Origin of the sequence: Pseudomonas piscis, from assembly GCF_009380155.1 — a bacterium.
In the GTDB taxonomy this organism is placed as follows: domain Bacteria; phylum Pseudomonadota; class Gammaproteobacteria; order Pseudomonadales; family Pseudomonadaceae; genus Aquipseudomonas; species Aquipseudomonas piscis.
The window spans coordinates 458,955-484,340 of record NZ_WHUV01000004.1; the positions used below are offsets into that span (position 1 = coordinate 458,955).

Here is a 25,386-nt window from a genome sequence, read left to right on the forward strand (position 1 = left end):
ACGGATGATATGCGCTTTCAAACGCCGGCCTGGTCCGGCGTTATTCTGTTTTTTTGAGTATTTTCACTGTGGCTGGCCTGTTGGCCGCCACCTGGATGGGATGATGACTGTTCTGCGCCTTCCTTTTATTTTCCTGCTCGCGGGCGTTCTCGGCCTGGCGGGTTGCAGCGTTCACCAGCCGGTGTCGCTGTATCAGCTGGACAGCGGAAGTCCAGCCCAGCCGGCCAGCACCGGCATGTCGGTATTGCTGGGTCCGGTCCTGATTGCCGATTACCTGCAACGTGAAACCCTGCTGCAGCGCCAGGATGATGGCAGCCTGCAGGCCGCGACCGACGGCCGTTGGGCCGGCAGCCTCTCTTCGGATATCGACCAGTTGCTGCTGCGCCAGGTAGCCGGTCACCTGGACAGCCAGCGAGTGGTGCTGGCCCCGGCCACCAACGGCTTCACTCCGGATGTGCAGGTCCTGCTGTCGATCACCCGCCTGGATTCCGGCAAGACCCAGCCGGCGGTACTGGATGCCCAGTGGCGCCTGATCGACCGGCGCGGCCAGGTACGCGACAACCGCATCGTTCACCTGCAGGAACAGCATGCGGGGACCACCGCGTCCCAGGTGCAGGCGCAAGGCGTGCTGTTGCAGCGCCTGGCCGAACAGCTGTCCGGTGCCCTAAAGCCCCTGGCCAACCAGCCTGCGGTGGCCGAGGTGCCGCGCAAGGCGCCAGCGGCGCCGGCACCCAAGCCGGCTGAGCCGGAAAAGCGGCCGAAGATGCCGATGGCCACGCCGATCCGTACGGATATGGAAGTGTTCCGCTTCTGATGTGATCCGCAGCAAGACAAGGCCCGCCATTGGCGGGCCTTGTGGTTTCTGGGGTGCAGGCACAAAAAGCCTGTGCAGGGTAAGCCGATCAGCTAAGGACGCTGTAGGCGCGAGGCTTGCCCGCGATGACTGCAGGGTGCTGCGTGTATCCGGTCGACACGTGCGACCGTTAACGAGCATTGCGAGCAATCGAGCATCGACCGGCTGCTCCTGCAGGGGATCGCCTCGCTTAACTGATCGGCATCACGCGCCGGGCGGGCTTCGTTGAACAGGGCAGGCGTTACAGCTTGGCCCGGGTCTCGTGCATGCGCGCCAGCTGGCGTTCCAGCATCGACGGGTAGGGTTCCATCAGGCGTTCGACGCAGCAGGCACCTTCCGGGCTGGCGATCGGGCGGATACGGGCCCGTTGGCGCAGTAGTACATCGTCGTTGACCTTGCGTTCCACCAGCAGCAGGTTGCGGCTGTGCTGGGACAGCGCCAGGGCGTCCTGGGCGGTTTCGGTCAGCAGCAGGTCGATCTGACTCAGGCCGAACAGTCCTTCGCCCAGGGTCAGGCCCAGTTGCAGTTGCAGGGTGATGCCGCTGTCCGCCACCTCGATCTGCAGGGCGTGCCCCAGGGCGCGCAAGAGCTCGCCGCAGCAGATGGCGTTGGTCAGGTAGTCATCGCCGCTGTCTTCGCTGTGGAACAGCATCAGCGTGCTGCCATCGTTCAGGGTGTGCAGCTCGCTCTGGTACAACGAGGCCGCCTGGTCGAGGCAATCACGATAGCGTTCGAGCAATTCCGTCAGGCGCGCCCGGGGCAGGCGCCGCAGCTGTTCCTGGGCGCCCAGTTGCACCGCCAGCACGGCGCTGTGCTGGGGTTCGGCGGGGACCTCGGGCTGCGCCTGGGGCTTGGCCAGTGGCGCCGAGGGCGAGGAATGATCGCGCAGGTCGGCGAACGGGTCTTCTTCGTCCAGTTCGTCTTCCTCGGCACTGACCAGGTGCCGTGGCGCAGGTTTCAAGCCGGCCACCGGGGTGCTTTCATCGAAGCTCGGATCGCGCAGGTTGCGGATCTCGAAAGCCGGGGCGTCTTCTTCCTCGTCCTGTTCTTGCGGTTCTGGCTGTGGCTCGGGCTCGGGGATTTCCGGGGCGAGGCGGGCGTGCAGCTGGCGCGCCAGGTCGCCGATTTCGTCCTGGCGCTGGATCGCCGGAGTATGTTCGTCCAGGTCCCGCAGCCAGACCCGCAGCTGCAGCAGCGGGGTAGAGATATGGCGACCCAGGCGCAGGCTCAGGGCGAGCGCCAGGGCCAGCAGGATGGCACTGAGGATGCCCATGCTCTGCAGGCTGATGGTCATCGGCTGCTGGAACTGGGCCATGTCCAGGCTGATCCGCAGGTTGCCGGCGGTGACATCCTGGAAGGTGATCTTGGTCTGGTACACACCCTCGGTTTCGCCCAGCAGGCTGCTCTTGGGCCGTTGGCCGGCCTCGGCGAGGATGCGGTTGTCGACGCTGTAGATCGCCGCGTGGGCCACCAGCGGATTCTTGGTCAGGTTGTTGAGCAAGACGTTGAGGCTGAGGATGTCGTTGGACACCAGCAGCTCGGTGGCCGAGGTGGCGGTCTGGGTGGTCAGGCTCTGGCCCAGGGCGTCCGCCTGCTCATGCATGGCTTGCTTGAACTGCAGGCCCATCACGCCGGCATAGATCACCAGGGCCAGGGCGACCAGGATCACGTTATGGCTGGCAATACGCAATGCAATCGGTACACGGCGGTGGCGCAGTGCACGGAAGATCAGCAAGAAGAAGTTATCGTTTTTAACTGGCGTGGGCCGGTTCACTGAGCTCGGCTCTTTAGTCCGTGAAGTTGACGCGCAGTATAGCGAGAGGCCCTAGGCCGGCAAAGCGCTGGCTGTGCCCGATGGTCAGCGAAAGTGGGTAGAATGCGCTTTTTTTCCACCTCGGGGGTGCGCCTTGCGCGAAATTGTCCTGATAAACATCACCGGCGAAGATCGTCCCGGTCTGACTGCGGCCATTACCGGCGTCCTGGCCCAGGGTGGTGTGAACATTCTCGACATCGGTCAGGCGGTGATCCACGACGCCTTGTCGTTCGGCATCCTGGTTGAGATCCCGGATGACGAGCGCAGCTCCTCGGTGCTCAAGGACATCCTGTTCACCGCCTACAAGCTCGACCAGCAGGTGCGCTTCACCCCGGTATCCGAGGAGGATTACCAGCAGTGGGTGGCAGGGCAGGGCAAGCAGCGCCACATCGTCACCCTGCTGACCCGCAAGGTCACCGCCGAGCAGTTGCAGCGGGTGAGTTCGATCACTGCCAAGTACGGCTTGAACATCGACCATATCGATCGCCTGTCCGGGCGCATGCCCCTGGATATGCCCGCCGACCAGGGCAAGGGCTGCATCGAGTTCTCGGTGCGCGGCGAAGCTGCCGATCCCCAGGCGCTGCGGGCCGAATTCCTCAGCGTGGCCCAGGAGTTGAACGTCGACATCGCCTTCCAGGAAGACTCGCTGTTCCGCCGCAACCGGCGCCTGGCGGTGTTCGACATGGACTCGACGCTGATCGAGGCCGAGGTCATTGACGAGTTGGCCAAGGCCGCCGGGGTCGGCGATCGGGTCGCGCAAATCACCGAGCGGGCCATGGCCGGCGAGCTGGATTTTCGCGCCAGCTTCAAGGAGCGCCTGGCTCTGCTCAAGGGGCTGGACGTCAGCGTGCTGGACTCCATCGGCGCCTCCCTGCGCCTGACCGAGGGCGCCGAGACCCTGTTCGCCGAACTCAAGCGCCTGGGCTACAAGACCGCGATCCTGTCCGGTGGCTTCACCTATTTCGCCAAGCAGCTGCAAGCCAAGCTGGGCATCGACTACGTGTTCGCCAACGAGCTGGAAGTGGTGGATGGCAAGGTCACCGGCGTGGCGGTGGAGCCGATCGTCGATGCACAGCGCAAGGCCGATCTGCTGCGTGAACTGGCCCAGAAGGAAGGCTTGCGCCTGGAGCAGACCATCGCGGTCGGCGACGGTGCCAACGACCTGCCGATGCTGGGTATCGCCGGCCTGGGTGTGGCGTTCCGTGCCAAGCCGCTGGTCAAGCAGTCGGCCAAGCAGGCGATCTCGACCCTGGGCCTGGACGGCGTGCTGTACCTGTTGGGCTTGCGCGATCGTGACGGGCAGCCTTGATCGGGAACGAGTCTTCGCCCATGAAAAACGCCGCTGATCAGCGGCGTTTTTTGTTTGCGGTGTCAGCCAGGCATTAAGCCTTGGGCGCGCCCAGGCCTTGGCCCATGCGGACTGGAGAACCGGCCGCCAGCCCTTCGGCCCACTGCACCTGGTCTGGGCCGAACAGCACGATGGCGGTGGAGCCCAGCTTGAAGCGGCCCATCTCGGCGCCTTTCTCCAGGTGGATCGGGGCGCGGGCGGCCTCGTCGTAGCGCACGGTCTTGAGCTCGCGCTTGGGTGGCGTCACCAGGCCGGCCCAGACGGTTTCGATCGAGGCGACGATCATCGCGCCCACCAGCACCAGGGCCATGGGGCCGCGCTCGGTGTCGAAGATGCACACCACACGCTCGTTGCGGGCGAACAGCTCGGGGACGTTTTCCGCGGTGGTCTGGTTGACCGAGAAGATCCGTCCGGGGACGTAGACCATTTCCCGCAGGGTGCCGGCCAGCGGCATGTGCACACGATGGTAGTCCTTGGGGGACAGGTAGATGGTGGCGAAGTCGCCGCCCATGAACGGTGCGGCCAGGGTCGGATCACCGCCCAGCAGCTCCAACACGCTGTAGCTGTGGCCCTTGGCCTGGAATACCCGGCCATGTTCGATCGGCCCGAGCTGGCTGACGGCGCCGTCGGCGGGGCTCAGCACCGCGCCTGGAGTCGGGTCCAGCGGTCGTGCGCCGTCTTTCAGGGCGCGGGTGAAGAAAGCGTTGAAGTGCTCGTAGGCGGTCACATCCTCGAGCTGGGCCTCGGACATGTCTACCTGGTACTGCTTGGCGAACCAGCTGGTGAAGGCATTCTTGAACCAGCGCACGCGGCACTCGGCGATGCAGCCGGCCAGGCGCGACAGCAGGTGGTGAGGCAGCAGGTACTGGCTGATGATGAACAAACGCTTTTTCATTGGGTGTCCTTAAAAAACCTTAAATCTCTACGGGCGTATCGGGATGATTGCCCCATTCGCCCCAGGAGCCGGCGTAGCCTTTGACCCGTGGATAGCCCAGCGCCTTGGCCACCAGGTAGGTGAAGCCGGAGCGGTGGTGGGTCTGGCAGTGGGTGATCACTTCTTTGTCTTTGCTGATGCCCAGGCGCTCGAGGATCTGCGGCATGTCACGGCGGATGCGCAGGTGGCGGGCCTGGTCCATGCCGGCGGTCCATTCGAAATTCACTGCGCCGGGAATATGCCCGCCCTTGGCGGCCAGGACCTTCTCGCCCGAATACTCCAGCGGGCCGCGGGCGTCCCAGATGGCCAGGTCGGCAGCGCCGAGGCGGCTCTGCAGGTACTCGCGGGTGGCGGTAGGTTCGTCGTGCAGGGTCAGAGGTACCGGGCCGCCGACGATTTCCGGTACCTCGGTGGATACCGGCAGGCTTTCCGCCAGCCAGGCCGGCAGGCCGCCATCGACGTAGTGATAGTGGCGGTGGCCGATCACATCCAGTAGCCAGATGAAGCGTCCGGCCCAGCCGCCGCCTTCATCGTCATACACCACGTAGACCGCGTCGGGGTTGTGTCCGAGTTCACCGAACAGCGCCTCGAGGGCGGCCTTGGGTGGCAGCAGTCCCGGGGCTGGCGCCTGGCCGATCTGGGTACGCTTGGGATCGACGAAGCGTGCCCCGGGAATATGCCCAGTGCTGTAGCGGGCGGCGCTGGTCAGGTCGACCAGGATCAGTTCGCGGGCGTCGAGGCGGGCGAGCAGGTCGCCGGGTTCGATGACCAGCGGCAAGCCGGAAAAATCAGACATGTCAGGTCCCCAGGGCACAAAGGGTGGAATTGTAGCGCAAGCGTTACTGGCTGCGGTTGGTAAAGCTGTGCAAGGCCTTCTCGATGCACTGGGCGGTCTTGCCGAAGGCCTGGACGCTGGTTTCGGCGAAGGGCACGCCGTCCTGGTCGGCGATCGCCAGCAGTAGAACCCGACCATTGCAGGACAGCGAGCGGATCAGCAGGTGCTCGCCACGGAACAACTGGCGCAGGGCCCCGGGCAGGTGGGGAGCGAATTGCCGATAGTTGTCCGGGGTCAGGCGAATCTGCGCGGATTTCTCCAGCAAGCGCTGTAGCAGCGGGTTTTGCTTGGCTTGCAGGCTCAGTCCGGCGGCTTCCCTGGGCAGGCCATGCAACTGCTGCACTCGCAACTGGCTGTGGCTGCGATCGACCATCAGCAGCATGATCCGCCGCATGCCACATGCCGCCAGGGCATCCCGGGCAAACCCGGTGAGGTGCACGGCATTGGTGAAGGGACTCGGTTCGAGCAGCAGCTCGCTGCACAGCTGGCGCCACTTGGCCAGTTCCAGGGGCGTTGGCGCGGGTGCCGGCAGCTCGCCGTTGTGCAGGCGGCGCGCGTTCCAGGGCCAGAGCAGGGCCTGGGCCGGGTGCCAGAGATCGGGCTGGCTGTCGTTGCGGGCGCTGTTGGCTGCTTGTTGGTGCAACTGTTGCTGGACCTCGGCGACTGGTATCTGCAGGTACAGGGCGGTGAGGTTCTGCCAGCGTTGGCCGTGGGGGTTGTTCCAGGAAAATTGCGCCGCCAGGGCCATGCCGTTGGCCAGCAGGACGCAGTTGGCAGGCTGGTTCAGCCAGCGCCGCAGCTCCGGGTCGTCGTCCAGGCGCTGTTGCTGGCGCAGCGGGTTATCGCTGTCGCGGGCGATCAGCATGACCTTGGCCAGCAGGTGTTGCTCGCTGGTCAGCAGGCGGTAGCCCTGTTGCACCCAGATCGGCAGGTGCCAGGCTTGAACCAGGGCTTGGCAGACCTCCATCAGGCGTACGCCGAACAATTGCAGTTCAACCTTGCGCGCCGACTCATGCTTGTAGATGACCCGCAGCTCCCACTCTTCCATCAGCTTGGGGTAGCTCAAGGCGATGGCCCATAGAGGAGAGAGGAACAGCAGGCTGCCCCAGTGGATGTCCTGCCACAAGCGGGCCAGGCGCCCGGCGAAGAAACCGTTGGCTTGTTGGGTGGCGTGCTGGCTGATCAGCTGCAATTGCCGCAAGGCCTGGGGAATTTGCTCTTCGGGCAGGGTCGGCAGTTGTTCCAGCAGTTCCTGGGTACGCTTGAGGCCCAGGCGGTTGACCGCGATCTCCAGGTTCTCCGCCGGCTCGCTCATGCTGCCATGGGTGTGCCGGTTGGCCTCGCGGATCACGCTGAGGGCCAATGCCGGGCTATTCTGCATCAGGTCGGCGATTTCCCGCAGCGAACTGCGGTTGTTGGCGATGGCCTTGCAGACCCGGTCGTGGCTGGCTTGCGGCACCGGCAGGCGCACGGCGCCGAGAAGCTTGAGCCAGGCCTCTAGAGAGCTGGGGGCAGAGTGCGGGGTGCTGGTTTCATTGGACATGGTCGGGCGCAATCATCGTCTGCTGTGAACACGCCCTGAGCGGGCCAAACTGGCTTTTCACCTTAACTGGCTATAGTCTGGCGCAGTTTTGCCGATAAGTAGAAGAAGAGTTTTAAGAACTTCCGAATATGACCTTGAACCCGACTCATAAGTACTCTCCTATCTATGGCTAAAATCATCGGCATCATCGTCGTATTCGCTAGCGTGCTCGGCGGATACGTGCTTTCCCACGGCAAGATCGCAGCGCTGATCCAGCCTTTCGAGGTGTTGATCATCGGTGGTGCGGCCTTTGGTGCGTTCCTCCAGGCCAACCCCGGCTACATGACGATGCACGTCGTCAAGAAATCCCTGGGGATGTTCAGCTCGCGTTTCACCCATACCTTCTACTTGGAAGTGTTGGGCCTGATCTACGAGATCCTCAACAAGAGCCGCCGCGAAGGCATGATGGCCATCGAGGGCGACATCGAGGACGCGGCAGCCAGCCCGATCTTCGCCAAGTACCCGGCGGTGCTCAAAGACGAGCGCATGACCGCCTACATCTGTGATTACCTGCGCATCATGTCCTCCGGCAACATGGCTCCCCACGAGCTCGAAGGCCTGTTCGACATGGAGCTGTTCAGCCTCAAGGAAGAACTCGAGCACCCCTCCCATGCGGTAACCGGCATCGCCGACGGCATGCCCGGTTTCGGTATCGTCGCGGCGGTACTGGGTATCGTGGTGACCATGGCGTCCCTGGGCGACGGTGACCAGAAGTCCATCGGCCTGCACGTGGGTGCGGCGCTGGTAGGTACCTTCTTCGGTATTCTCGCGGCCTATGGTTTCTTCGGTCCGCTGGCCCATTCCCTGGCCCACGATGCCAAGGAAGAGCTGAACGTCTACGAAGCCATCAAGGCATCCCTGGTGGCCTCCGCTTCCGGCATGCCGCCTTCGCTGGCGGTGGAGTTCGGGCGCAAGGTCCTGTACCCGGCGCATCGTCCGAGCTTCGCCGAGCTGGAACAAGCGGTTCGCGGTCGCTAAGTCATGGAAAACAATCAGCCGATTATCATCAAGCGCGTCAAGCGCTTCGCTGGCGGTCATCACGGGGGCGCCTGGAAAATCGCCTTCGCCGACTTCGCCACGGCGATGATGGCGTTCTTCCTGGTGCTGTGGCTGTTGTCCACGGCCACCCCGGAACAGAAGATCGCCATCGCCGGTTACTTCAAGGACCCGATCGGCTTTTCCGAAAGCGGTACGCCCTACATCATCGACCTGGGCGGCTCGCCGGAACTGGCGCCGGAAAACACCCTGAACCCCGAGATCCAGTCCCAGCCCCAGCCGGACAAGGTCACGGTGGACTCCGAGCAAGTTGAGGGCATGGCCGAGCAGGTCGAGCGCGAGCGTCTCGAACTGCTGCTGCAGGAGCTGCAGAACAAGGTCGAGGAAAACCCCCAACTGCAGAAGTTCAAGGACCAGATTCTTTTCGAGATCACGCCTGACGGCTTGCGCATCCAGATCATGGACGCCGAGAACCGGCCGATGTTCGACTCCGGCAGCGCCCGCCTGAAGCCGTATTTCGAAGACATCCTGCTGGCCATGGCCGACACCATCAAGGCGGTGCCGAACAAGATCAGCATCAGCGGCCATACCGATGCCACGCCTTATTCGGGCAGTGGCGAGTTCGGCAACTGGGAGCTGTCGGCCAACCGTGCCAACGCCGCTCGTCGAGCACTGGTGGCCGGTGGTTATCCTGATCCGCAAGTGGCGCGGGTAGTGGGTTTTGCTTCTTCGGCGCTGTTCGATCGCAAGGATCCGTTCAATCCGGTCAACCGGCGTATCGACATCGTGGTGCTGACCAAGCGCGCCCAGCGCGCCATCGAGGGCGAACAGGGCGACCAGAAGACTCCGGCGCCGACCCAGGGCACTGGAGCCCCTGGCGAAGTACCGGGTGCAGCGGCCGATCCGCACGCCTTGCCGCCGGGCAGCGAGTCACTGCCGGCCCACGAAGTGCGCCAGCGCCTGAACATCTTCGAAGACGGCGTGCTGAAGATGGATGAGCAGGGCGCAGCGGGCCAGACTCCTGCACCTGCACCTGCACCTGCACCTGCACCTGCACCTGCACCTGCGGCGCCGGCAGCGGCGCCCCGGTGACACCGGGAACTGCCAGGTAAAAAGCACAAGGCCGCGATCATCGCGGCCTTGTGGTTTCTGCGTGGGGCAGGGTCAGTAGCTGTCGTCGGGCAGGCTGGCGATGATCGAGCGGTAGCTGTTCATCCGCTGTTGCTGGATGCGGCCATCTTCCAGGGCCTTGAGCAGGGCGCAGCCGGGCTCGCGGTCGTGCTTGCAGTCACGGAAGCGGCAGGTGCCCAGCAGGTCGTTGAACTCGATGAAACCCGCTTCGACGTCGGCGCGGCTGACGTGGCCCAGGCCGAATTCACGAATACCGGGGGAGTCGATCAGTTCGCCGCCACCGGGGAAGTGGAACAACCGGGCGGTGGTGGTGGTGTGGGTGCCCTGTCCGGAAAACTCCGACAGCGGGCCGACCCGGGTGAAGACGTCCGGCAGCAGGCTGTTGACCAGGGACGACTTGCCCACCCCCGACTGGCCGACGAACACGCTGATGCGGCCATCGAGCAGCGCTTGTAGTTGCTCCATGCCGTCGCCGTGATGGGCCGAGACTTCCAGCAGCGGATAGCCCAGCTGGCGATAGACCGCCAGCAGGGCGTTGAGCGCCGGGGCGTTCTGCTCGTCGATCAGGTCGGCCTTGTTCAGCAGCAGCAAGGGGCGGATCCCGGCGTGCTCGGCGGCCACCAGGTAACGGTCGATGAGGTTGGCGTGGGGTTCTGGCATGGGCGCGAAGACGATCACGATCATGTCGACGTTGGCCGCTACCGGCTTGAGCTGGCCACGGCTGTCGGGGCGGCAGAGCTCGGTGCTGCGGGGCAGCTGGGCGACGATCACCCCTATGCCCTGGTTGCCGGCGCGCCAGACCACCTGGTCGCCGGTCACCAGCGCTGGCAGGTTGGCCCGCAAGTGGCAGCGAAACACCTGGCCGGCCAATTCGCCTTCGCGGGCCTCGACTTCGACCTGGACGCCGAAGTGGGCGATCACCAGGCCGGTCTGTTCCGGACCCAGGTCGCCCCCTTCCAGCGCCTCCATGACGGAGGACTCACGTTTGGCGGCGCGGGCTGCGCGCTCACCCTGGATCTTTTCGATGCGCCAGTTCTGGCGACGATTGAGCTGGCGTTTGGCCATTGATGTTCCGTGTCGATAATTACGGCGATTGGGTAAAACGGCGGCGAGTTTAGCACGCCAGGCAGGCCCTCTAGGCTAAACTGCGCAACTACGCCGAGGAGCCCACCCATGCAGAACCCGCAGAACCTGATTTGGATCGATCTGGAAATGACCGGTCTGAACCCCGACACCGACGTCATCATCGAGATGGCGACCATTGTCACCGATAGCAACCTGAACACCTTGGCTGAAGGACCGGTCATCGCCATCCACCAGAGCGACGAGATCCTTGCCGGCATGGATGAGTGGAACACTCGCCAGCACGGCAATTCCGGCCTGACCCAGCGGGTGCGTGAAAGCCGCATCGACATGGCCGAGGCCGAAGCCCAGACCATCGCCTTCCTGGAGCAATGGGTGCCCAAGGGCAAGTCGCCGATCTGTGGCAACAGCATCTGCCAGGACCGGCGCTTCCTCTATCGCCACATGAAGAGCCTGGAAAGCTATTTCCACTACCGCAACCTCGACGTCTCGACCCTCAAGGAACTGGCTGCCCGCTGGGCACCCGAGGTGCGCGACAGCTTCAAGAAGGGCAGCACTCACCTGGCCCTGGATGACATCCGCGAATCCATCGCCGAGCTGCAGCACTACCGCAAGCACTTCATCAAGCTCTGAACATGCAGGCGAGCGGGCGGGTTGCCTCGCGCCCGCTGCCGCCCTCTTTTGGTGCCCGCGCCAACTGAGTAGACTGCGCGCCTTCTTGAAGGGACCGCCAACATGTTGCTGATGCTTTATCTGATCGCCATTACCGCCGAAGCCATGACTGGCGCCCTTTCTGCCGGACGTCGCGGCATGGACTGGTTCGGCGTGGTGCTGATCGCCTGCGTCACCGCCCTGGGCGGCGGTTCGGTACGCGACGTGCTTCTCGGACATTACCCCCTGACCTGGGTCAAGCATCCCGAGTACCTGGTGCTGACATCGGTGGCGGCCCTGGTGACGATCTTCATCGCCCCCTTGATGCGCCACCTGCGCTCGCTGTTTTTGGTGCTCGATGCGGTCGGTCTGGTGGCCTTCACCCTGATCGGCTGCATGACGGCCCTGGAGATGGGCCACGGCATGCTGGTGGCTTCGGTCAGCGGGGTGATCACCGGGGTCTTCGGCGGCATTCTCCGGGATATCTTCTGCAACGATATTCCGCTGATTTTCCGTCGTGAGCTGTACGCCAGCGTGTCCTTCGCCGCGGCCTGGTGCTACATGCTGTGCATCTACCTGCAACTACCCAGCGAACAGTCGATCCTGATCACGTTGTTCGGCGGCTTCCTGCTGCGCTTGCTGGCGATTCGCTTTCACTGGGAAATGCCCAAGTTCGTCTACAACGACGAGCATTGACGGCTGGCATGCTGGGCCAGGGCCCACTGCACATGTTCGCGCACCAACTCCGACGGGTAGTCCTGGCGGGCCTTGAGGGCCTCCAGTACTGGAATGGTGGACGGCGCGTTGCCCAGGCCCACCGCGAGGTTGCGCAACCAGCGCTCGTAGCCGGCGCGCCGCAGCGGTGAGCCTTCGGTGCTGCTGAGAAACTGCTCTTCATCCCACAGGAACAGCTCCGCCAGCTCGGCGTTGTCCAGGTTGTGCCGGGGCTTGAAGTCGCCCTCGCCCGAGGTGCGGGCGAAACGGTTCCAGGGGCAGACGATCTGGCAGTCGTCGCAGCCAAATACCCGGTTGCCGATCAGCGGGCGCAATTCTTCGGGGATGGCGTTCTTCAGCTCGATGGTCAGGTAGGAAATGCAGCGCCGGGCATCCAGCTGGTAGGGGCCGACGAAGGCGTTGGTCGGACAGATATCCAGGCAGGCGCTGCAACGCCCGCAATGCTCGCTGGCATGGGGCTCGTCCACTGGCAGCGGCAGGTCGACGAACAGTTCGCTGAGGAAGAAGTAGCTGCCGGCCTTGCGGTTGAGGACCAGGGTGTTCTTGCCGATCCAGCCCAGGCCGGCCTGTTCGGCAATGGCTTTTTCCAGCACTGGCGCACTGTCGACGAAGGCGCGGTAGCCGAAGGGCCCGATGACCTGCTGGATGCGCTCGGCCAGTTGCTGCACGCGCTTGCGGATCAGCTTGTGGTAGTCGCGGCCCAGGGCATAGCGCGAGACGTAGGCCTTGGACGGCTGGGCCAGGCGCTGGGCCATCTGGGTGTCGCCGGGCAGGTAGTCCATGCGCAGCGAAACCACGCGCAGGGTGCCGGGCACCAGTTCCGCAGGGCGCGAGCGTTTGTTGCCGTGGGCGCCCATGTATTCCATTTCACCGTGGTAGCCAGCGGCGAGCCAGCGTTCCAGATGGCTTTCGTGTTCGGCAAGGTCCAGGCCGCTGATGCCGACTTGCTGGAAGCCCAGTTCGCGGCCCCAGTCCTTGATGGATTGGGCGAGGGCGGGAAGATCCTGGGTGATGACGGACATGAGGCGAGAGAAACCGACTACTGAGGTGCGTATAATTCTGCCAGACATCGGAGCCGGAAGACGCATGCCGCAGACAAAACACCCCTTGCCAGACATCCAACTGCTGACGGCCGGTCAGTTGCCGCGTCTGGCTGCCCGTCCAATGGATGCCCATAAAGGCCAGTTCGGCCATGTGCTGTTGATCGGTGGCGACCGGGGTTTTGCCGGTGCTGCGCTGCTGGCGGCCGAAAGTGCCTTGCGCAGCGGTGCGGGCCTGGTGTCGCTGGCCACTCGCAGCGAGCACGTGGCGGCAGCCGGCGCCCGGCTGCCCGAGGTCATGACCCTGGGTACGCACTCGGCCAACCAGTTGATGGAGCTGCTGGCTCGGGCCACGGTGTTGGTCGCCGGTCCTGGCCTGGGCCAGGGCGCCTGGGGGCGCAGCCTGCTGTCGGCGGCGGCCAATGCACCGTTGCCCCAGGTCTGGGATGCCGATGCCCTGAACCTGCTGGCCCTGGGTGGCCTGCAGGTGCCGAGCGGCAGCGTGATGACCCCGCATCCGGGGGAAGCGGCGCGACTGCTGGGGCTGGCCACTGCGGATATCCAGGCCGATCGCCCGGCTGCGGCCCTTGCCTTGAGTCGCAAGTATGGTGTGGTGGCGGTGCTCAAGGGCGCGGGCAGCCTGGTGGCCAGCCCCAATGGGCGTTTGGCCCGCTGCGATGCCGGGCATCCGGCGATGGCTACGGCCGGCCTGGGCGATGTCCTGGCTGGTTTGCTCGGCGCGTTGCTGGCCCAGGGCCTGCCGGCGTTCGAGGCAGCTTGCCTGGCGGTCTGGCTGCATGCCAGTGCCGGCGAGCAGCAAGGAAAAATGGGCCGTGGGCTGGCGGCCAGTGATCTGATTCCAGCCATTCGTCAGTTGTTGGAGGAGCAAGCACCGTGTCTGAGCTAACCCTTTATCTGGCCGACGAGCAGGCCATGGTGGAATTTGGTGCACGCATTGCTCAAATCACCGGTGGCGTGGGAGTGATCTTTCTCGAAGGCGACCTGGGGGCGGGCAAGACTACCTTGTCCCGGGGGATCATCCGCGGCCTGGGGCACACCGGCGCGGTGAAGAGCCCGACCTTCACCCTGGTGGAGCCCTACGAGATCGGTGCGGTGCGGGCCTTCCACTTCGACCTGTATCGCCTGGTCGATCCGGAGGAACTGGAGTACCTGGGGATCCGCGACTATTTCGAAGGCGATGCCCTGTGCCTTCTGGAGTGGCCCCAGCGCGGTGCAGGCTTTTTGCCAAAGCCCGACCTGACCATTACCATTACCCCGCAAAACAATGGGCGTTGCGTACATCTATTGTCCCAAGGCTCGCGAGGCGAGTCCTGGTGTGCCGCTTTGGCGTTGGAATTCAAATAATTGATGGGGTTAGGTATGCGCATTCGCGCGTTGGTTGCTGTCGTAGGACTGTTGCTTACGGCATTGGCCGTCGATGCTGTGGCCGCTACACAGGTTCGCAGCGTCCGCCTCTGGCGGGCACCGGATAACACGCGATTGGTATTCGACCTCTCCGGCCCGGTTCAACACAGCGTCTTTACCCTCACGGCCCCGGATCGCCTGGTGATCGATATCAATGGCGCCACCCTCGGTGGTTCGCTGAATGTCGCCACGGCCAATACCCCGATCACTGCCATGCGCTCGGCGCAGCGGACTCCCACGGACCTGCGGGTAGTGGTGGATCTGAAGAAGGCCGTCACGCCGAAGAGCTTCACCCTGGCCCCCAATGCCCAGTACGGCAACCGCCTGGTGGTCGACCTGTTCGACAACCCGGCCGACGCAGCGCCACCGACTGCGCCGCCGCCAGCCGTGGCTACCGTCCCGGCAGTGCCTGTCACGCCGGCAGAACCGGCGATAAAGCTGCCTCCGGCCCCGGCGGGCAAGCGCGACATCATCGTGGTGATCGATGCCGGTCACGGCGGCGAGGACCCGGGCGCGTCCGGATCCCGTGGCCAGCACGAGAAGGACGTGGTGCTGTCCATCGCCCGCGAACTGCAGCGCCAGATCAACGGCGTCAAGGGCTACCGTGCCGAGTTGACCCGTACCGGCGACTACTTCATTCCTCTGCGTGGCCGGACCGAGATCGCCCGCAAGAAGGGCGCCGACCTGTTCGTTTCGATCCACGCCGACGCCGCGCCGTCCACGGCGGCTTTCGGTGCCTCGGTGTTCGCCCTGTCCGAGCGCGGTGCCACTTCGGAAACCGCGCGCTGGCTGGCGGATAGCGAAAACCGTTCCGATTTGATCGGTGGTGCCGGCAACGTCAGCCTCGATGACAAGGACCGGATGCTGGCCGGGGTACTGCTGGACCTGTCGATGACCGCATCCCTGACCTCCAGCCTGAACGTCGGGCAGAAGGTGTTGAACAACATCGGCCGGGTCACGCCACTGCACAAGCAGCGGGTGGAACAGGCCGGGTTCATGGTGCTCAAGTCGCCGGACATTCCTTCGATCCTGGTGGAGACCGGCTTCATCTCCAACTCCAACGAGGCCTCGAAACTGGCCACCGCCAGCCACCAGCAGGCCCTGGCGCGCTCCATCAGCAGCGGCGTGCGGCAGTTCTTCCAGCAGAATCCGCCCCCAGGCACCTATATCGCCTGGCTGCGGGATTCCGGAAAGATCGCCCAGGGTCCCCGTGACCACCGGGTCAACCCGGGAGAAACCCTGGCCATGATCGCGGTGCGCTACCAGGTTCCGGCCGCTGCCTTGCGCAGTGCCAACAACCTCAAGGGCGATGAATTGAAAGTGGGGCAGGTCCTGACCATCCCCGGTACTGAACTGGCGGCCAAGGAATGAGTGAGTCAGTAGTCGGCGGTTCGCGCATCGAGCTGCTCAGCCCGCGCCTTGCCAACCAGATCGCCGCCGGCGAGGTGGTCGAGCGCCCGGCCTCGGTGGCCAAGGAACTGCTGGAAAACAGCCTTGACTCCGGCGCCCGGCGGATCGAGGTGGAGGTCGAGCAAGGTGGCGTGAAGCTGTTGCGGGTACGTGATAACGGCGGTGGTATCGCCCCTGACGACTTGCCGCTGGCCCTGGCACGTCACGCCACCAGCAAGATTCGTGAGCTGGAAGATCTCGAAGGCGTGCTCAGCCTCGGTTTTCGCGGCGAGGCCTTGGCGTCGATCAGTTCGGTGGCCCGGCTGACCCTGACTTCACGTACTGCCGAGGCCAGCGAGGCCTGGCAGGTGGAGACTGAAGGCCGCGACATGACCCCGCGGGTGCAGCCAGCGGCGCATCCGGTCGGCACCTCGGTGGAAGTGCGCGACCTGTTCTTTAATACCCCGGCCCGGCGCAAGTTCCTCAAGGCTGAGAAGACCGAGTTCGATCACCTGCAGGAAGTTATCCGGCGCCTGGCGCTGGCGCGCTTCGACGTGGCTTTTCACCTGCGCCACAATGGCAAGACCATCTTCAGCCTGCACGAGGCCGCCGACGAGATGGCTCGGGCCCGGCGCGTGGGCACCATCTGCGGTCCGGGCTTCCTCGAGCAGGCGCTGCCGATCGAAGTCGAACGCAACGGCCTGCGCCTGTGGGGTTGGGTCGGCTTGCCGACCTTCTCGCGCAGCCAGGCGGACCTGCAGTACTTCTTCGTCAACGGCCGCGCGGTCCGCGACAAGCTGGTGGCCCACGCGGTGCGCCAGGCTTACCGTGACGTGCTGTTCAACGGCCGGCACCCGACTTTCGTGCTGTTCCTAGAGCTCGATCCTACTGGGGTCGACGTCAACGTGCATCCGACCAAGCACGAAGTACGCTTTCGTGAAGGCCGGATGGTCCACGACTTTCTGTATGGCACCCTGCACCGGGCCTTGGCTGATGTGCGTCCGGAGGATCAGCTGGCGGCACCTGCCTCGACTGCCGAAATGGTCCGCCCAAGCGGCCTGCAGGCTGGTGAGTTCGGGCCCCAGGGCGAGATGCGCCTGGCTTCGCCGGTACTCGAGCAGCCCCAGGGCGAGCAACGTCCGGCGTTTTCCTCGAGCGCAGCGGGTGTGGGTTATCAATATCAGTACACGCCACGCCCAGCGCAGCCAGTGAATGCCGAGGAGAGCCAGGCGGTCTACCGCGAATTCTATGCGCCGCTGGAAAATGCCCCGAGCGCGAGCGGCGCGTTGCCGGAAAGCCAGGGCGACATCCCTCCCCTGGGGTATGCCCTGGCCCAGCTCAAGGGCATCTATATCCTGGCCGAGAACGCCATTGGCCTGGTGCTGGTGGACATGCATGCCGCCCATGAGCGGATCATGTACGAACGGCTGAAGGTGGCCATGGCCAGCGAGGGGCTCAGTGGCCAGCCGTTGTTGGTGCCCGAGTCGTTGGCGTTGAGCCAGCGCGAAGCCGATTGCGCCGAGGAGCACTCCCAGTGGTTCCAGCGCCTGGGCTTCGAATTGCAGCGCCTGGGTCCTGAGAGCCTGGCGATCCGGCAGATTCCCGCGTTGCTCAAGCAGGCCGAGGCCAACCGCCTGGTGCAGGACGTACTGGCGGACCTGATGGAATACGGTACCAGTGATCGTATCCAGGCCCACCTCAACGAATTACTGGGAACCATGGCCTGCCATGGTGCCGTGCGCGCCAATCGGCGCCTGGCCATCCCGGAGATGAACGCACTGCTGCGCGACATGGAAAACACCGAGCGTAGCGGCCAGTGCAACCACGGCCGGCCGACCTGGACCCAGATGGGCCTGGACGACCTGGACAAACTCTTTTTGCGCGGCCGTTGATGACCCAGCTTCCTCCCGCGATTTTCCTGATGGGCCCGACCGCGGCGGGCAAGACCGACCTGGCCATCGAGCTGACCAAGGTATTGCCCTGCGAATTGATCAGTGTCGACTCGGCGCTGGTCTATCGCGGCATGGATATTGGTACCGCCAAGCCCTCCAGGGAGCTGCTGGCGCAGTTTCCCCATCGCCTGATCGATATCCTCGACCCGGCCGAAAGTTATTCGGCGGCGGATTTTCGTACCGATGCCCTGACGGCGATGGCCGATATCACCGCTCGGGGCAAAATCCCGCTGCTGGTGGGGGGCACCATGCTGTATTACAAGGCGCTGCTCGAAGGCCTGGCGGATATGCCGCCGGCGGACCCGCAGATCCGCGCCGAGCTGGAAGAAGAGGCGGCGCGCCTTGGTTGGCAGGCGCTGCACGACCAGTTGGCGGCGGTAGACCCGGAGTCCGCGGCGAGAATCCATCCCAATGATCCCCAGCGTTTGACCCGGGCATTGGAAGTCTATCGGGCCAGTGGCCTGACGATGACCGCCCATCGCCAGCGTCAATTGGCGCAAAGTACCGAAGCAGGCGCTTCGGGACACGGCCAATTGCCCTATACTGTCGCCAATCTGGCCATCGCTCCGGCGAATCGCCAGGTACTGCACCAACGTATTGCACAAAGATTCACACAAATGTTGGAACAGGGATTCATCGATGAGGTCGTAGCTCTGCGTTCCAGAAGTGACCTGCATGCCGGGTTGCCGTCTATACGTGCAGTGGGCTACCGCCAAGTCTGGGATCACCTGGATGGCAAGTTGACGTTCGCCGAAATGCAGGAGCGGGGCATCATCGCCACGCGCCAATTGGCGAAACGCCAGTTTACCTGGTTACGCAGCTGGTCCGGCCTGCAATGGTTGGACAGCTTGGATTGCGACAATCTGCCACGCGCCTTGAAATACTTAGGGACGATCTCCATATTGGGCTGAGTCCTTGCAATTGCCGTCTATCCTTGGGGGTGTGACGGCTTTGGCCATCTGTTTTCCGGTTTTTATTATTGATCCTTAAAGGAGTGCGGCACATGTCAAAAGGGCATTCGCTACAAGACCCTTACTTGAATACATTGCGTAAAGAGAAAGTTGGGGTTTCCATCTATCTGGTCAACGGCATCAAGCTGCAAGGTACGATCGAGTCCTTCGACCAATTCGTCATCCTGCTGAAAAACACCGTCAGCCAGATGGTGTACAAGCACGCTATCTCGACAGTGGTTCCAGTTCGCCCGATTCGCCTGCCTAGTGCATCCGAGTCCGAACAGGGTGACGCTGAGCCAGGTAACGCCTGATAGGAGTCTCCTTTGTTCTTTGAGCGCCACGGTGGTGGTGAGCGAGCCATCCTCGTTCACTTGGAAGGTCAGGACCCTGAGGCGCGCGAAGATCCGCAGGAGTTTCAGGAGCTGGCAGTATCGGCCGGCGCCGAGACCGTCGCGTTTATCAGCGTGCCGCGTCATCGGCCAACCGCCAAATACCTGGTTGGCAGCGGCAAGGTCGAGGAATTGCGCGACCTGGTCAAAGCCGAACAGGTAGACCTGGTGATTTTCAATCACGTCCTCACGCCCAGCCAGGAACGCAACCTCGAACGCGCATTCGAGTGTCGCGTGATCGACCGCACGGGGCTGATTCTCGATATCTTCGCTCAACGAGCCCGTACTCATGAAGGCAAGCTCCAGGTCGAACTGGCCCAGCTTGAGCACATGAGCACCCGATTGGTTCGTGGCTGGACTCACCTCGAACGACAGAAAGGCGGTATCGGTCTGCGTGGTCCGGGGGAAACCCAGCTGGAAACCGACCGACGCCTGCTGCGAGTGCGTTTGCGTCAGATCAAGGCGCGCCTGGAAAAGGTCCGCAGCCAGCGTGAGCAGGCTCGTCGCGGCCGCAAACGGGCCGATATCCCCTCGGTATCGCTGGTGGGTTATACCAACGCCGGTAAATCCACCCTGTTCAACGCTGTCACCGTGTCCGATGTCTACGCGGCAGATCAGCTTTTCGCCACCCTCGACCCTACCTTGCGCCGGCTTGAGCTGGATGACTTGGGGCCGATCGTGCTGGCCGATACCGTGGGCTTCATTCGTCACTTGCCGCACAAACTGGTCGAGGCGTTCCGTGCGACTCTCGAAGAGTCGAGCAACTCCGACTTGCTGCTGCATGTGATCGACGCCCATGAGCCTGAGCGCATGGCCCAGATCGAGCAGGTCATGGTGGTGCTGGGAGAGATCGGGGCTCAAGACTTGCCGATCCTGGAGGTCTATAACAAACTCGATTTGCTCGAGGGGGTTGAGCCGCAGATCCAGCGTGATCCCGATGGCAAGCCGCAGCGGGTCTGGCTTTCGGCCCGTGACGGGCAAGGGCTTGACCTGCTCAAGCAGGCCATCGCCGAGCTTTTGGGTGAAGATTTGTTCGTGGGCACCTTGCGCTTGCCCCAGCGTTTTGCTCGACTGCGAGCACAGTTTTTCCAGTTGAACGCTGTGCAGAAAGAAGACCACGACGACGAGGGTGTCAGTTTGCTGGCCGTTCGCCTGCCCCGTACCGAGTTGAATCGGCTGGTCAGTCGCGAAGGATGGCAACCGTCGGACTTCATCGAGCAACACACTTTGCAATAAAAGCCTGGGCATGCGGTTGTGCCGCTGTAGCAGGCATTCTGTAGCATTGGCCGGCGCGCCGTGGGCGCGTCTTTGCTTTATCAGATGGAGAGCGCTATGGCTTGGAATGAGCCGGGTGGCAACTCGAATAATCAGGACCCTTGGGGCGGTAAGCGCCGCAATAACGGCGATCGCAAGGGCCCGCCAGATCTCGACGAGGCCTTCCGTAAGCTGCAGGAAAGCCTGAATGGGTTGTTCGGTGGTGGTAAGAAACGTGGTGATGACGGCCCCAGCTCCGGCAAGGGCGGTGGTTTCGGCTTGCTGGGCATTGGTCTTGTGGTGTTGGCGGCGGCATGGCTGTACAGCGCCGTCTACGTCGTCGACGAGCAGGAGCAGGCCGTGGTGCTGCGCTTCGGCAAGTATTACGAGACCGTTGGCCCGGGCCTGAACATCTATTTCCCGCCGATCGATCGCAAGTACATGGAAAACGTCACGCGTGAGCGTGCCTACACCAAGCAGGGCCAGATGCTGACCGAGGACGAGAACATCGTCGAGGTGCCGCTGACCGTGCAGTACAAGATCAGTAACCTGCAGGACTTCGTGCTGAACGTCGACCAGCCGGAGATCAGTCTGCAGCACGCGACCGACAGTGCCCTGCGCCATGTGGTGGGCTCCACCGCCATGGACCAGGTGTTGACCGAGGGTCGTGAACTCATGGCCAGCGAGATCAAGGAGCGTCTGCAGCGTTTCCTCGACAACTATCGCACCGGTATCACCGTGACCCAGGTGAACGTGCAGAGCGCGGCGGCCCCGCGTGAAGTGCAGGAAGCCTTCGACGACGTGATCCGTGCTCGTGAAGATGAGCAGCGTTCGCGCAACCAGGCTGAAACTTACGCCAACGGCGTGGTTCCTGAAGCTCGCGGTCAGGCCCAGCGCATTCTCGAGGATGCCAACGGTTACCGCGACGAGGTGGTCTCGCGCGCCAAGGGTGAGGCCGATCGCTTCACCAAGCTGGTCGCCGAGTACCGCAAGGCGCCAGAGGTCACTCGCCAGCGCCTGTACCTGGACACCATGCAGGAAGTCTTCAGCAATACCAGCAAGGTGCTGGTGACCGGTGGCAAGGGCGGGCAGAACAACCTGCTGTACCTGCCGCTGGACAAGATGATCGACAGTGGTCGTAGCGGTGGCTCCCCGGTAGCGGGCTCTGCTTCTACCTCCAGCAATGAAGCGAATGCGCGCGCGGCGGTTGAGCATATGCAGCAACAGCAGCAGACGCGTTCTAGGGAGAGTCGCTGATGAGCAATAAATCGCTGATCGCCCTGATCGTGGGTGTAGTCGTGGCGGTGGTTGCCTGGAACAGCTTCTACATCGTGGCTCAGACCGAGCGCGCGGTGTTGCTGCAGTTCGGTCGTGTGGTCCAGGCCGATGTCCAGCCTGGCCTGCATGTGAAAGTGCCCTACGTGAACCAGGTGCGTAAGTTCGATGCACGCCTGATGACCCTGGATGCACCGACTCAGCGCTTCCTGACCCTGGAAAAGAAAGCGGTGATGGTGGATGCCTATGCCAAGTGGCGGGTGAAGGACGCCGAGCGTTTCTACACCGCGACTTCCGGTCTCAAGCAGATCGCTGACGAGCGCCTGTCCCGCCGTCTGGAATCGGGCCTGCGCGACCAGTTCGGTAAGCGCACCCTGCACGAAGTGGTGTCGGGCGAGCGCGATGCGCTGATGGCCGACATCACCGGCTCGCTGAACAAGATGGCGGAGAAGGAACTGGGCATCGAAGTCGTGGATGTCCGGGTCAAGGCTATCGACCTGCCCAAGGAAGTGAACCGCAGCGTGTTCGAGCGGATGAGCACCGAACGTGAGCGTGAGGCTCGCGAGCATCGTGCCAAGGGTAACGAGCTGGCCGAAGGTATCCGTGCCGACGCCGATCGTCAGCGCCGTGTACTGCTGGCCGAAGCCTATCGTGAGTCCGAAGAGGCGCGCGGTGATGGCGATGCCCAGGCTGCGGCTATCTATGCCAAGGCCTACGGCCAGGACCAGGAGTTCTACGCGTTCTACCGTAGCCTGCGAGCCTACCGTGAAAGCTTCGCGAACAAATCCGACGTCATGGTCCTGGATCCGAGCAGCGACTTCTTCCACTACCTGGAAAAGTCCAAGCCTTGATCCGCCCTTGACCCAAGGGCACCCCGCCGGGCGGCTAAAACGCCTCGCGGGGTGATCCTTTGGGAAAACGGGTGTATGATGCGGCAGCCGGGAAATTCCCGGCTTTTTTGCGTCTGCATGTTTGATTGGCCGTGGCTCGTTCAAGAGTCCGGCGAGATTTTTCGAGGAAAAGGGTCTGTACAGCCGATTTCTGGCTGCCTGTCCGGCTGAGCTCGCGTCGGATGCGACTGTTTTCTGCTTCACTCTAAGGCTGGCCCCAGGCTTGCCGCCCGGACCATAGGGGAATGGCGTAATGGCAACGGTAGACCGCTGGCTGCTGCCAGATGGCATCGAAGAAGTATTGCCGCCGGAAGCGGCGCGCATCGAAGTAGCGCGTCGTCAGGTGTTGGATCTGTTTCAGAGCTGGGGTTACGAGTTTGTCGTCACTCCCCATATCGAATACCTGGAATCCCTGTTGACGGGCGCCGGCCAGGACCTGGACCTGCGCACCTTCAAGGTCATCGATCCGCAATCGGGCCGGCAAATGGGGTTCCGTGCCGACATCACGCCACAAGTGGCGCGTATCGACGCCCACACCCTGCGTCGTGAAGGGCCGAGCCGCCTGTGCTACGCCGGCAGCGTGCTGCATGCCCAGCCGCGGGCCCTGTCGACTTCCCGTAGCCCGATCCAGCTGGGTGCCGAGTTGTACGGCGACGCGAGCCCAAGCAGCGACGTCGAGGTCATCAGTCTGATGTTGGCCATGCTGCAGCTGGCCGAGGTGCCGGATGTGCACATGGACCTGGGCCACGTGGGGATCTACCGCGGCCTGGCCCAGGCTGCCGGCCTGTCCGGCGCCGTGGAGCAACAATTGTTCGACGCCTTGCAGCGCAAGGCGGTCGATGAAGTCATCAGCCTGACCGAAGGGCTGCCGGCGGACCTGGCGCAGATGCTGCGTTCCCTGGTGGACCTGTGCGGTAGCCGTGAAGTGCTGAGCGATGCTCGCCGTCGCCTGGCCGGCGCGCCGACTCCGGTGCTGGTGGCCCTGGATGAGCTGCTGACGATTGCCGAGCGCCTGTCGGTGCGTTTCCCGGATCTGCCGCTGTATTTCGATCTTGGCGAACTGCGTGGCTATCACTACCACACCGGCGTGGTGTTCGCGGTATTCGTCCCTGGCGTGGGTCAATCCATCGCCCAGGGCGGTCGCTACGATGACATCGGCGCGGATTTCGGGCGTGCCCGGCCGGCTACCGGTTTCTCCACCGACCTCAAGACCCTGGTGACCCTGGGGCGTGCCGAGATCGAATTGCCGTCGGGTGGTATCTGGATGCCCGACAACACCGACGCAGCACTCTGGCAGACCGTCTGCCAGTTGCGCAGCGAAGGCCAGCGCGTAGTCCAAGCCTTGCCTGGGCAACCCTTGGCCGCTGCCGCGGAAGCGGACTGCGACCGGCAATTGGTTCAGCAAGATGGTATTTGGCAAGTATTGCCACTGGTTTCCTGAGTTTTCCTGCCGGCTCTCGCCGGCACCAAGTTTGCGCGAATGAGGACAAATGTTATGGGTAAGAATGTCGTAGTCCTGGGCACCCAGTGGGGTGATGAGGGCAAAGGCAAGATCGTTGATCTGCTGACCGAACATGCCGCCGCCGTAGTGCGCTACCAAGGTGGCCACAACGCCGGCCATACCCTGGTGATCGACGGTGAGAAGACCGTTCTGCACCTGATCCCGTCCGGCGTGCTGCGCGAAGGCGTGCAGTGCCTGATCGGCAACGGCGTAGTGGTGGCTCCGGATGCCTTGATGCGTGAAATCGTCAAGCTGGAAGAAAAAGGCGTACCGGTACGCGAGCGCCTGCGCATCAGCCCGTCCTGCCCGCTGATCCTGTCCTACCACGTAGCGCTGGACCAGGCCCGCGAGAAAGCCCGCGGCGAAGCCAAGATCGGCACCACCGGTCGTGGCATCGGCCCGGCCTACGAAGACAAGGTGGCTCGCCGCGGCCTGCGCATCGGCGACCTGTTCCACCGCGAGCGTTTCGCCGCCAAGCTGGGCGAGTTGCTGGACTACCACAACTTCGTCCTGGTCAATTACTACAAAGAGCCGGCCATCGACTTCCAGAAGACCCTGGACGAGTGCATGGAGTACGCCGAGCAGCTCAAGCCGATGATGCTCGACGTCACCGCCGAACTGCATCAGCTGCGTCGCGATGGCAAGGACATCATGTTCGAAGGCGCCCAGGGTTCGCTGCTGGACATCGACCACGGTACCTATCCATACGTCACCAGCTCCAACACCACCGCTGGCGGCATTGCCACCGGTTCTGGCGTGGGTCCGATGTACATCGACTACATCCTGGGCATCACCAAGGCCTACACAACTCGTGTTGGCTCGGGCCCATTCCCGACCGAGCTGTTCGATGACGTCGGTGCCTTCCTGGCCAAGCGTGGCCACGAGTTCGGCGCCACCACTGGCCGTGCCCGCCGCTGCGGTTGGTTCGATGCCGTGATCCTGCGTCGCGCCATCGACGTCAACAGCATTTCGGGCCTGTGCCTGACCAAGCTGGACGTACTGGACGGCCTGGAAACCATCAACATCTGCGTTGGCTACAAGAACCAGGATGGTGCAGTCATCGACGCGCCAACCGACGCCGACAGCTACATCGGCCTGGAGCCGGTGTACGAGCAGATGCCGGGCTGGAGCGAGTCGACCCTGGGCGTCAAGACCCTGGAAGAGCTGCCGGCCGCCGCCCTGGCCTACATCAAGCGCATCGAAGAGCTGGTCGGCGCGCCGATCGACATTATCTCGACAGGCCCGGACCGCAACGAGACCATCGTCCTGCGCCATCCGTTCGCTTGATAAGCTGTTGATGTAGCAAACAAAGGGCCCCTCATGGGGCCCTTTGTCGTTTCTGCCTGCCGCACGGCAC

The 25,386-nt window shown here is 63.5% G+C and carries 23 protein-coding genes; 17 read left to right on the plus strand and 6 right to left on the minus strand.

What is annotated here, in order from left to right; translation table 11 throughout:
* Positions 1-103: 103 nt before the first annotated feature.
* Positions 104-814, plus strand: coding sequence for a PqiC family protein (locus tag GDH07_RS23950; RefSeq protein WP_022641351.1), 711 nt, complete (start codon positions 104-106; stop codon positions 812-814).
* Positions 815-1,094: 280 nt separating this feature from the next.
* Here the strand turns inward: GDH07_RS23950 and GDH07_RS23955 are convergent, their stop codons facing one another.
* Positions 1,095-2,627 carry an AhpA/YtjB family protein gene (locus GDH07_RS23955; protein ID WP_343038328.1) on the minus strand — a complete coding sequence of 511 codons (1,533 nt, stop codon included), beginning with the start codon at positions 2,625-2,627 and terminating at the stop codon, positions 1,095-1,097.
* A 133-nt stretch (positions 2,628-2,760) separates the two neighbouring features.
* Here GDH07_RS23955 and serB point away from each other — a divergent pair, with 133 nt between their 5' ends.
* A complete protein-coding gene (gene serB, locus GDH07_RS23960; protein WP_022641353.1) occupies positions 2,761-3,975 on the plus strand; it encodes a phosphoserine phosphatase SerB in 1,215 nt (404 codons plus the stop codon).
* 73 nt (positions 3,976-4,048) lie between these two features.
* On the opposite strand, the gene asd is transcribed toward serB, so the two are convergent.
* Genes asd through GDH07_RS23975 form a run of 3 tightly spaced genes read right to left on the minus strand, consistent with a single transcriptional unit; the run spans position 4,049 to position 7,326 of the window.
* Positions 4,049-4,909, minus strand: coding sequence for an archaetidylserine decarboxylase (gene asd, locus GDH07_RS23965; RefSeq protein ID WP_152899103.1), 861 nt, complete (start codon positions 4,907-4,909; stop codon positions 4,049-4,051).
* A 19-nt stretch (positions 4,910-4,928) separates the two neighbouring features.
* On the minus strand, positions 4,929-5,744 hold the full coding sequence (gene rhdA / locus GDH07_RS23970; RefSeq protein ID WP_152899104.1) for a thiosulfate sulfurtransferase: 816 nt from the start codon (positions 5,742-5,744) through the stop codon (positions 4,929-4,931).
* Positions 5,745-5,787: 43 nt separating this feature from the next.
* A complete protein-coding gene (locus GDH07_RS23975) occupies positions 5,788-7,326 on the minus strand; it encodes an HDOD domain-containing protein (RefSeq protein WP_152899105.1) in 1,539 nt (512 codons plus the stop codon).
* Between the two features lie 165 nt (positions 7,327-7,491).
* Between GDH07_RS23975 and motA the strand changes: the two genes are divergently transcribed.
* The gene (motA, locus tag GDH07_RS23980) at positions 7,492-8,343 is read left to right on the plus strand and encodes a flagellar motor stator protein MotA (protein WP_022641357.1); all 852 of its coding nucleotides are present in this window, start codon (positions 7,492-7,494) and stop codon (positions 8,341-8,343) included.
* A 3-nt stretch (positions 8,344-8,346) separates the two neighbouring features.
* Entirely contained in the window at positions 8,347-9,453 is a 1,107-nt protein-coding gene (gene motB, locus GDH07_RS23985; RefSeq protein WP_152899106.1) for a flagellar motor protein MotB, read from the plus strand.
* Between the two features lie 72 nt (positions 9,454-9,525).
* Here the strand turns inward: motB and rsgA are convergent, their stop codons facing one another.
* Positions 9,526-10,557: a small ribosomal subunit biogenesis GTPase RsgA gene (rsgA, locus tag GDH07_RS23990; protein WP_085595508.1), complete on the minus strand. Its 1,032-nt coding sequence runs from the start codon at positions 10,555-10,557 to the stop codon at positions 9,526-9,528.
* 108 nt (positions 10,558-10,665) lie between these two features.
* On the opposite strand from rsgA, the gene orn reads away from it, so the two are divergent.
* Positions 10,666-11,208 (plus strand): oligoribonuclease, encoded by a 543-nt coding sequence (gene orn, locus GDH07_RS23995; RefSeq protein WP_022641360.1) that lies wholly within the window; start codon positions 10,666-10,668, stop codon positions 11,206-11,208.
* Between the two features lie 102 nt (positions 11,209-11,310).
* Entirely contained in the window at positions 11,311-11,922 is a 612-nt protein-coding gene (locus tag GDH07_RS24000) for a trimeric intracellular cation channel family protein (protein ID WP_022641361.1), read from the plus strand.
* Here the strand turns inward: GDH07_RS24000 and queG are convergent.
* Complete coding sequence (queG, locus tag GDH07_RS24005; protein WP_053132359.1) at positions 11,904-12,983, minus strand: tRNA epoxyqueuosine(34) reductase QueG; 1,080 nt, start codon at positions 12,981-12,983, stop codon at positions 11,904-11,906. The genes GDH07_RS24000 and queG overlap by 19 nt on opposite strands.
* A 64-nt stretch (positions 12,984-13,047) precedes the next feature.
* Between queG and GDH07_RS24010 the strand changes: the two genes are divergently transcribed.
* From GDH07_RS24010 to GDH07_RS24060, 11 genes are all read left to right on the plus strand, one after another.
* Positions 13,048-13,908 carry an NAD(P)H-hydrate dehydratase gene (locus GDH07_RS24010; RefSeq protein WP_053132355.1) on the plus strand — a complete coding sequence of 287 codons (861 nt, stop codon included), beginning with the start codon at positions 13,048-13,050 and terminating at the stop codon, positions 13,906-13,908.
* The gene (tsaE, locus tag GDH07_RS24015; protein WP_031320622.1) at positions 13,896-14,366 is read left to right on the plus strand and encodes a tRNA (adenosine(37)-N6)-threonylcarbamoyltransferase complex ATPase subunit type 1 TsaE; all 471 of its coding nucleotides are present in this window, start codon (positions 13,896-13,898) and stop codon (positions 14,364-14,366) included. The genes GDH07_RS24010 and tsaE overlap by 13 nt, the downstream gene beginning before the upstream one ends.
* Positions 14,367-14,369: 3 nt before the next feature.
* Complete coding sequence (locus GDH07_RS24020; RefSeq protein ID WP_201770013.1) at positions 14,370-15,797, plus strand: N-acetylmuramoyl-L-alanine amidase; 1,428 nt, start codon at positions 14,370-14,372, stop codon at positions 15,795-15,797.
* Positions 15,794-17,707 carry a DNA mismatch repair endonuclease MutL gene (gene mutL, locus GDH07_RS24025; protein ID WP_152899107.1) on the plus strand — a complete coding sequence of 638 codons (1,914 nt, stop codon included), beginning with the start codon at positions 15,794-15,796 and terminating at the stop codon, positions 17,705-17,707. Before GDH07_RS24020 ends, mutL begins: the two co-directional genes overlap by 4 nt.
* Positions 17,707-18,678: a tRNA (adenosine(37)-N6)-dimethylallyltransferase MiaA gene (miaA, locus tag GDH07_RS24030; protein WP_152899108.1), complete on the plus strand. Its 972-nt coding sequence runs from the start codon at positions 17,707-17,709 to the stop codon at positions 18,676-18,678. The genes mutL and miaA overlap by 1 nt, the downstream gene beginning before the upstream one ends.
* A gap of 92 nt (positions 18,679-18,770) precedes the next feature.
* On the plus strand, positions 18,771-19,031 hold the full coding sequence (gene hfq / locus GDH07_RS24035; RefSeq protein WP_007921378.1) for an RNA chaperone Hfq: 261 nt from the start codon (positions 18,771-18,773) through the stop codon (positions 19,029-19,031).
* Positions 19,032-19,043: 12 nt separating this feature from the next.
* Positions 19,044-20,345 carry a ribosome rescue GTPase HflX gene (gene hflX, locus GDH07_RS24040; protein ID WP_022641367.1) on the plus strand — a complete coding sequence of 434 codons (1,302 nt, stop codon included), beginning with the start codon at positions 19,044-19,046 and terminating at the stop codon, positions 20,343-20,345.
* A gap of 96 nt (positions 20,346-20,441) precedes the next feature.
* Positions 20,442-21,620 (plus strand): FtsH protease activity modulator HflK, encoded by a 1,179-nt coding sequence (gene hflK, locus GDH07_RS24045; RefSeq protein WP_152899109.1) that lies wholly within the window; start codon positions 20,442-20,444, stop codon positions 21,618-21,620.
* Positions 21,620-22,489 (plus strand): protease modulator HflC, encoded by an 870-nt coding sequence (gene hflC / locus GDH07_RS24050; RefSeq protein ID WP_022641567.1) that lies wholly within the window; start codon positions 21,620-21,622, stop codon positions 22,487-22,489. The genes hflK and hflC overlap by 1 nt, the downstream gene beginning before the upstream one ends.
* A 292-nt stretch (positions 22,490-22,781) precedes the next feature.
* On the plus strand, positions 22,782-23,969 hold the full coding sequence (locus tag GDH07_RS24055; RefSeq protein WP_152899110.1) for an ATP phosphoribosyltransferase regulatory subunit: 1,188 nt from the start codon (positions 22,782-22,784) through the stop codon (positions 23,967-23,969).
* 54 nt (positions 23,970-24,023) lie between these two features.
* Positions 24,024-25,316, plus strand: a complete 1,293-nt coding sequence (locus tag GDH07_RS24060) for an adenylosuccinate synthase (RefSeq protein ID WP_022641569.1) — start codon at positions 24,024-24,026, stop codon at positions 25,314-25,316.
* The last annotated feature ends 70 nt before the right edge of the window (positions 25,317-25,386 follow it).

Bases quoted from the DNA above. Each gene is read 5' to 3' on its own strand.
- rhdA (WP_152899104.1), bottom strand. From the start codon at position 5,744: ATGTCTGATTTTTCCGGCTTGCCGCTGGTCATCGAACCCGGCGACCTG.
- GDH07_RS24010 (WP_053132355.1), top strand. From the start codon at position 13,048: ATGCCGCAGACAAAACACCCCTTGCCAGACATCCAACTGCTGACGGCC.
- GDH07_RS23950 (WP_022641351.1), top strand. From the start codon at position 104: ATGACTGTTCTGCGCCTTCCTTTTATTTTCCTGCTCGCGGGCGTTCTC.
- rsgA (WP_085595508.1), bottom strand. From the start codon at position 10,557: ATGGCCAAACGCCAGCTCAATCGTCGCCAGAACTGGCGCATCGAAAAG.
- GDH07_RS23975 (WP_152899105.1), bottom strand. From the start codon at position 7,326: ATGTCCAATGAAACCAGCACCCCGCACTCTGCCCCCAGCTCTCTAGAG.
- hflC (WP_022641567.1), top strand. From the start codon at position 21,620: ATGAGCAATAAATCGCTGATCGCCCTGATCGTGGGTGTAGTCGTGGCG.
- GDH07_RS24020 (WP_201770013.1), top strand. From the start codon at position 14,370: ATGGGGTTAGGTATGCGCATTCGCGCGTTGGTTGCTGTCGTAGGACTG.
- hflK (WP_152899109.1), top strand. From the start codon at position 20,442: ATGGCTTGGAATGAGCCGGGTGGCAACTCGAATAATCAGGACCCTTGG.
- queG (WP_053132359.1), bottom strand. From the start codon at position 12,983: ATGTCCGTCATCACCCAGGATCTTCCCGCCCTCGCCCAATCCATCAAG.
- mutL (WP_152899107.1), top strand. From the start codon at position 15,794: ATGAGTGAGTCAGTAGTCGGCGGTTCGCGCATCGAGCTGCTCAGCCCG.
- motB (WP_152899106.1), top strand. From the start codon at position 8,347: ATGGAAAACAATCAGCCGATTATCATCAAGCGCGTCAAGCGCTTCGCT.
- GDH07_RS24060 (WP_022641569.1), top strand. From the start codon at position 24,024: ATGGGTAAGAATGTCGTAGTCCTGGGCACCCAGTGGGGTGATGAGGGC.
- motA (WP_022641357.1), top strand. From the start codon at position 7,492: ATGGCTAAAATCATCGGCATCATCGTCGTATTCGCTAGCGTGCTCGGC.
- hfq (WP_007921378.1), top strand. From the start codon at position 18,771: ATGTCAAAAGGGCATTCGCTACAAGACCCTTACTTGAATACATTGCGT.
- GDH07_RS24000 (WP_022641361.1), top strand. From the start codon at position 11,311: ATGTTGCTGATGCTTTATCTGATCGCCATTACCGCCGAAGCCATGACT.
- GDH07_RS24055 (WP_152899110.1), top strand. From the start codon at position 22,782: ATGGCAACGGTAGACCGCTGGCTGCTGCCAGATGGCATCGAAGAAGTA.
- orn (WP_022641360.1), top strand. From the start codon at position 10,666: ATGCAGAACCCGCAGAACCTGATTTGGATCGATCTGGAAATGACCGGT.
- asd (WP_152899103.1), bottom strand. From the start codon at position 4,909: ATGAAAAAGCGTTTGTTCATCATCAGCCAGTACCTGCTGCCTCACCAC.
- miaA (WP_152899108.1), top strand. From the start codon at position 17,707: ATGACCCAGCTTCCTCCCGCGATTTTCCTGATGGGCCCGACCGCGGCG.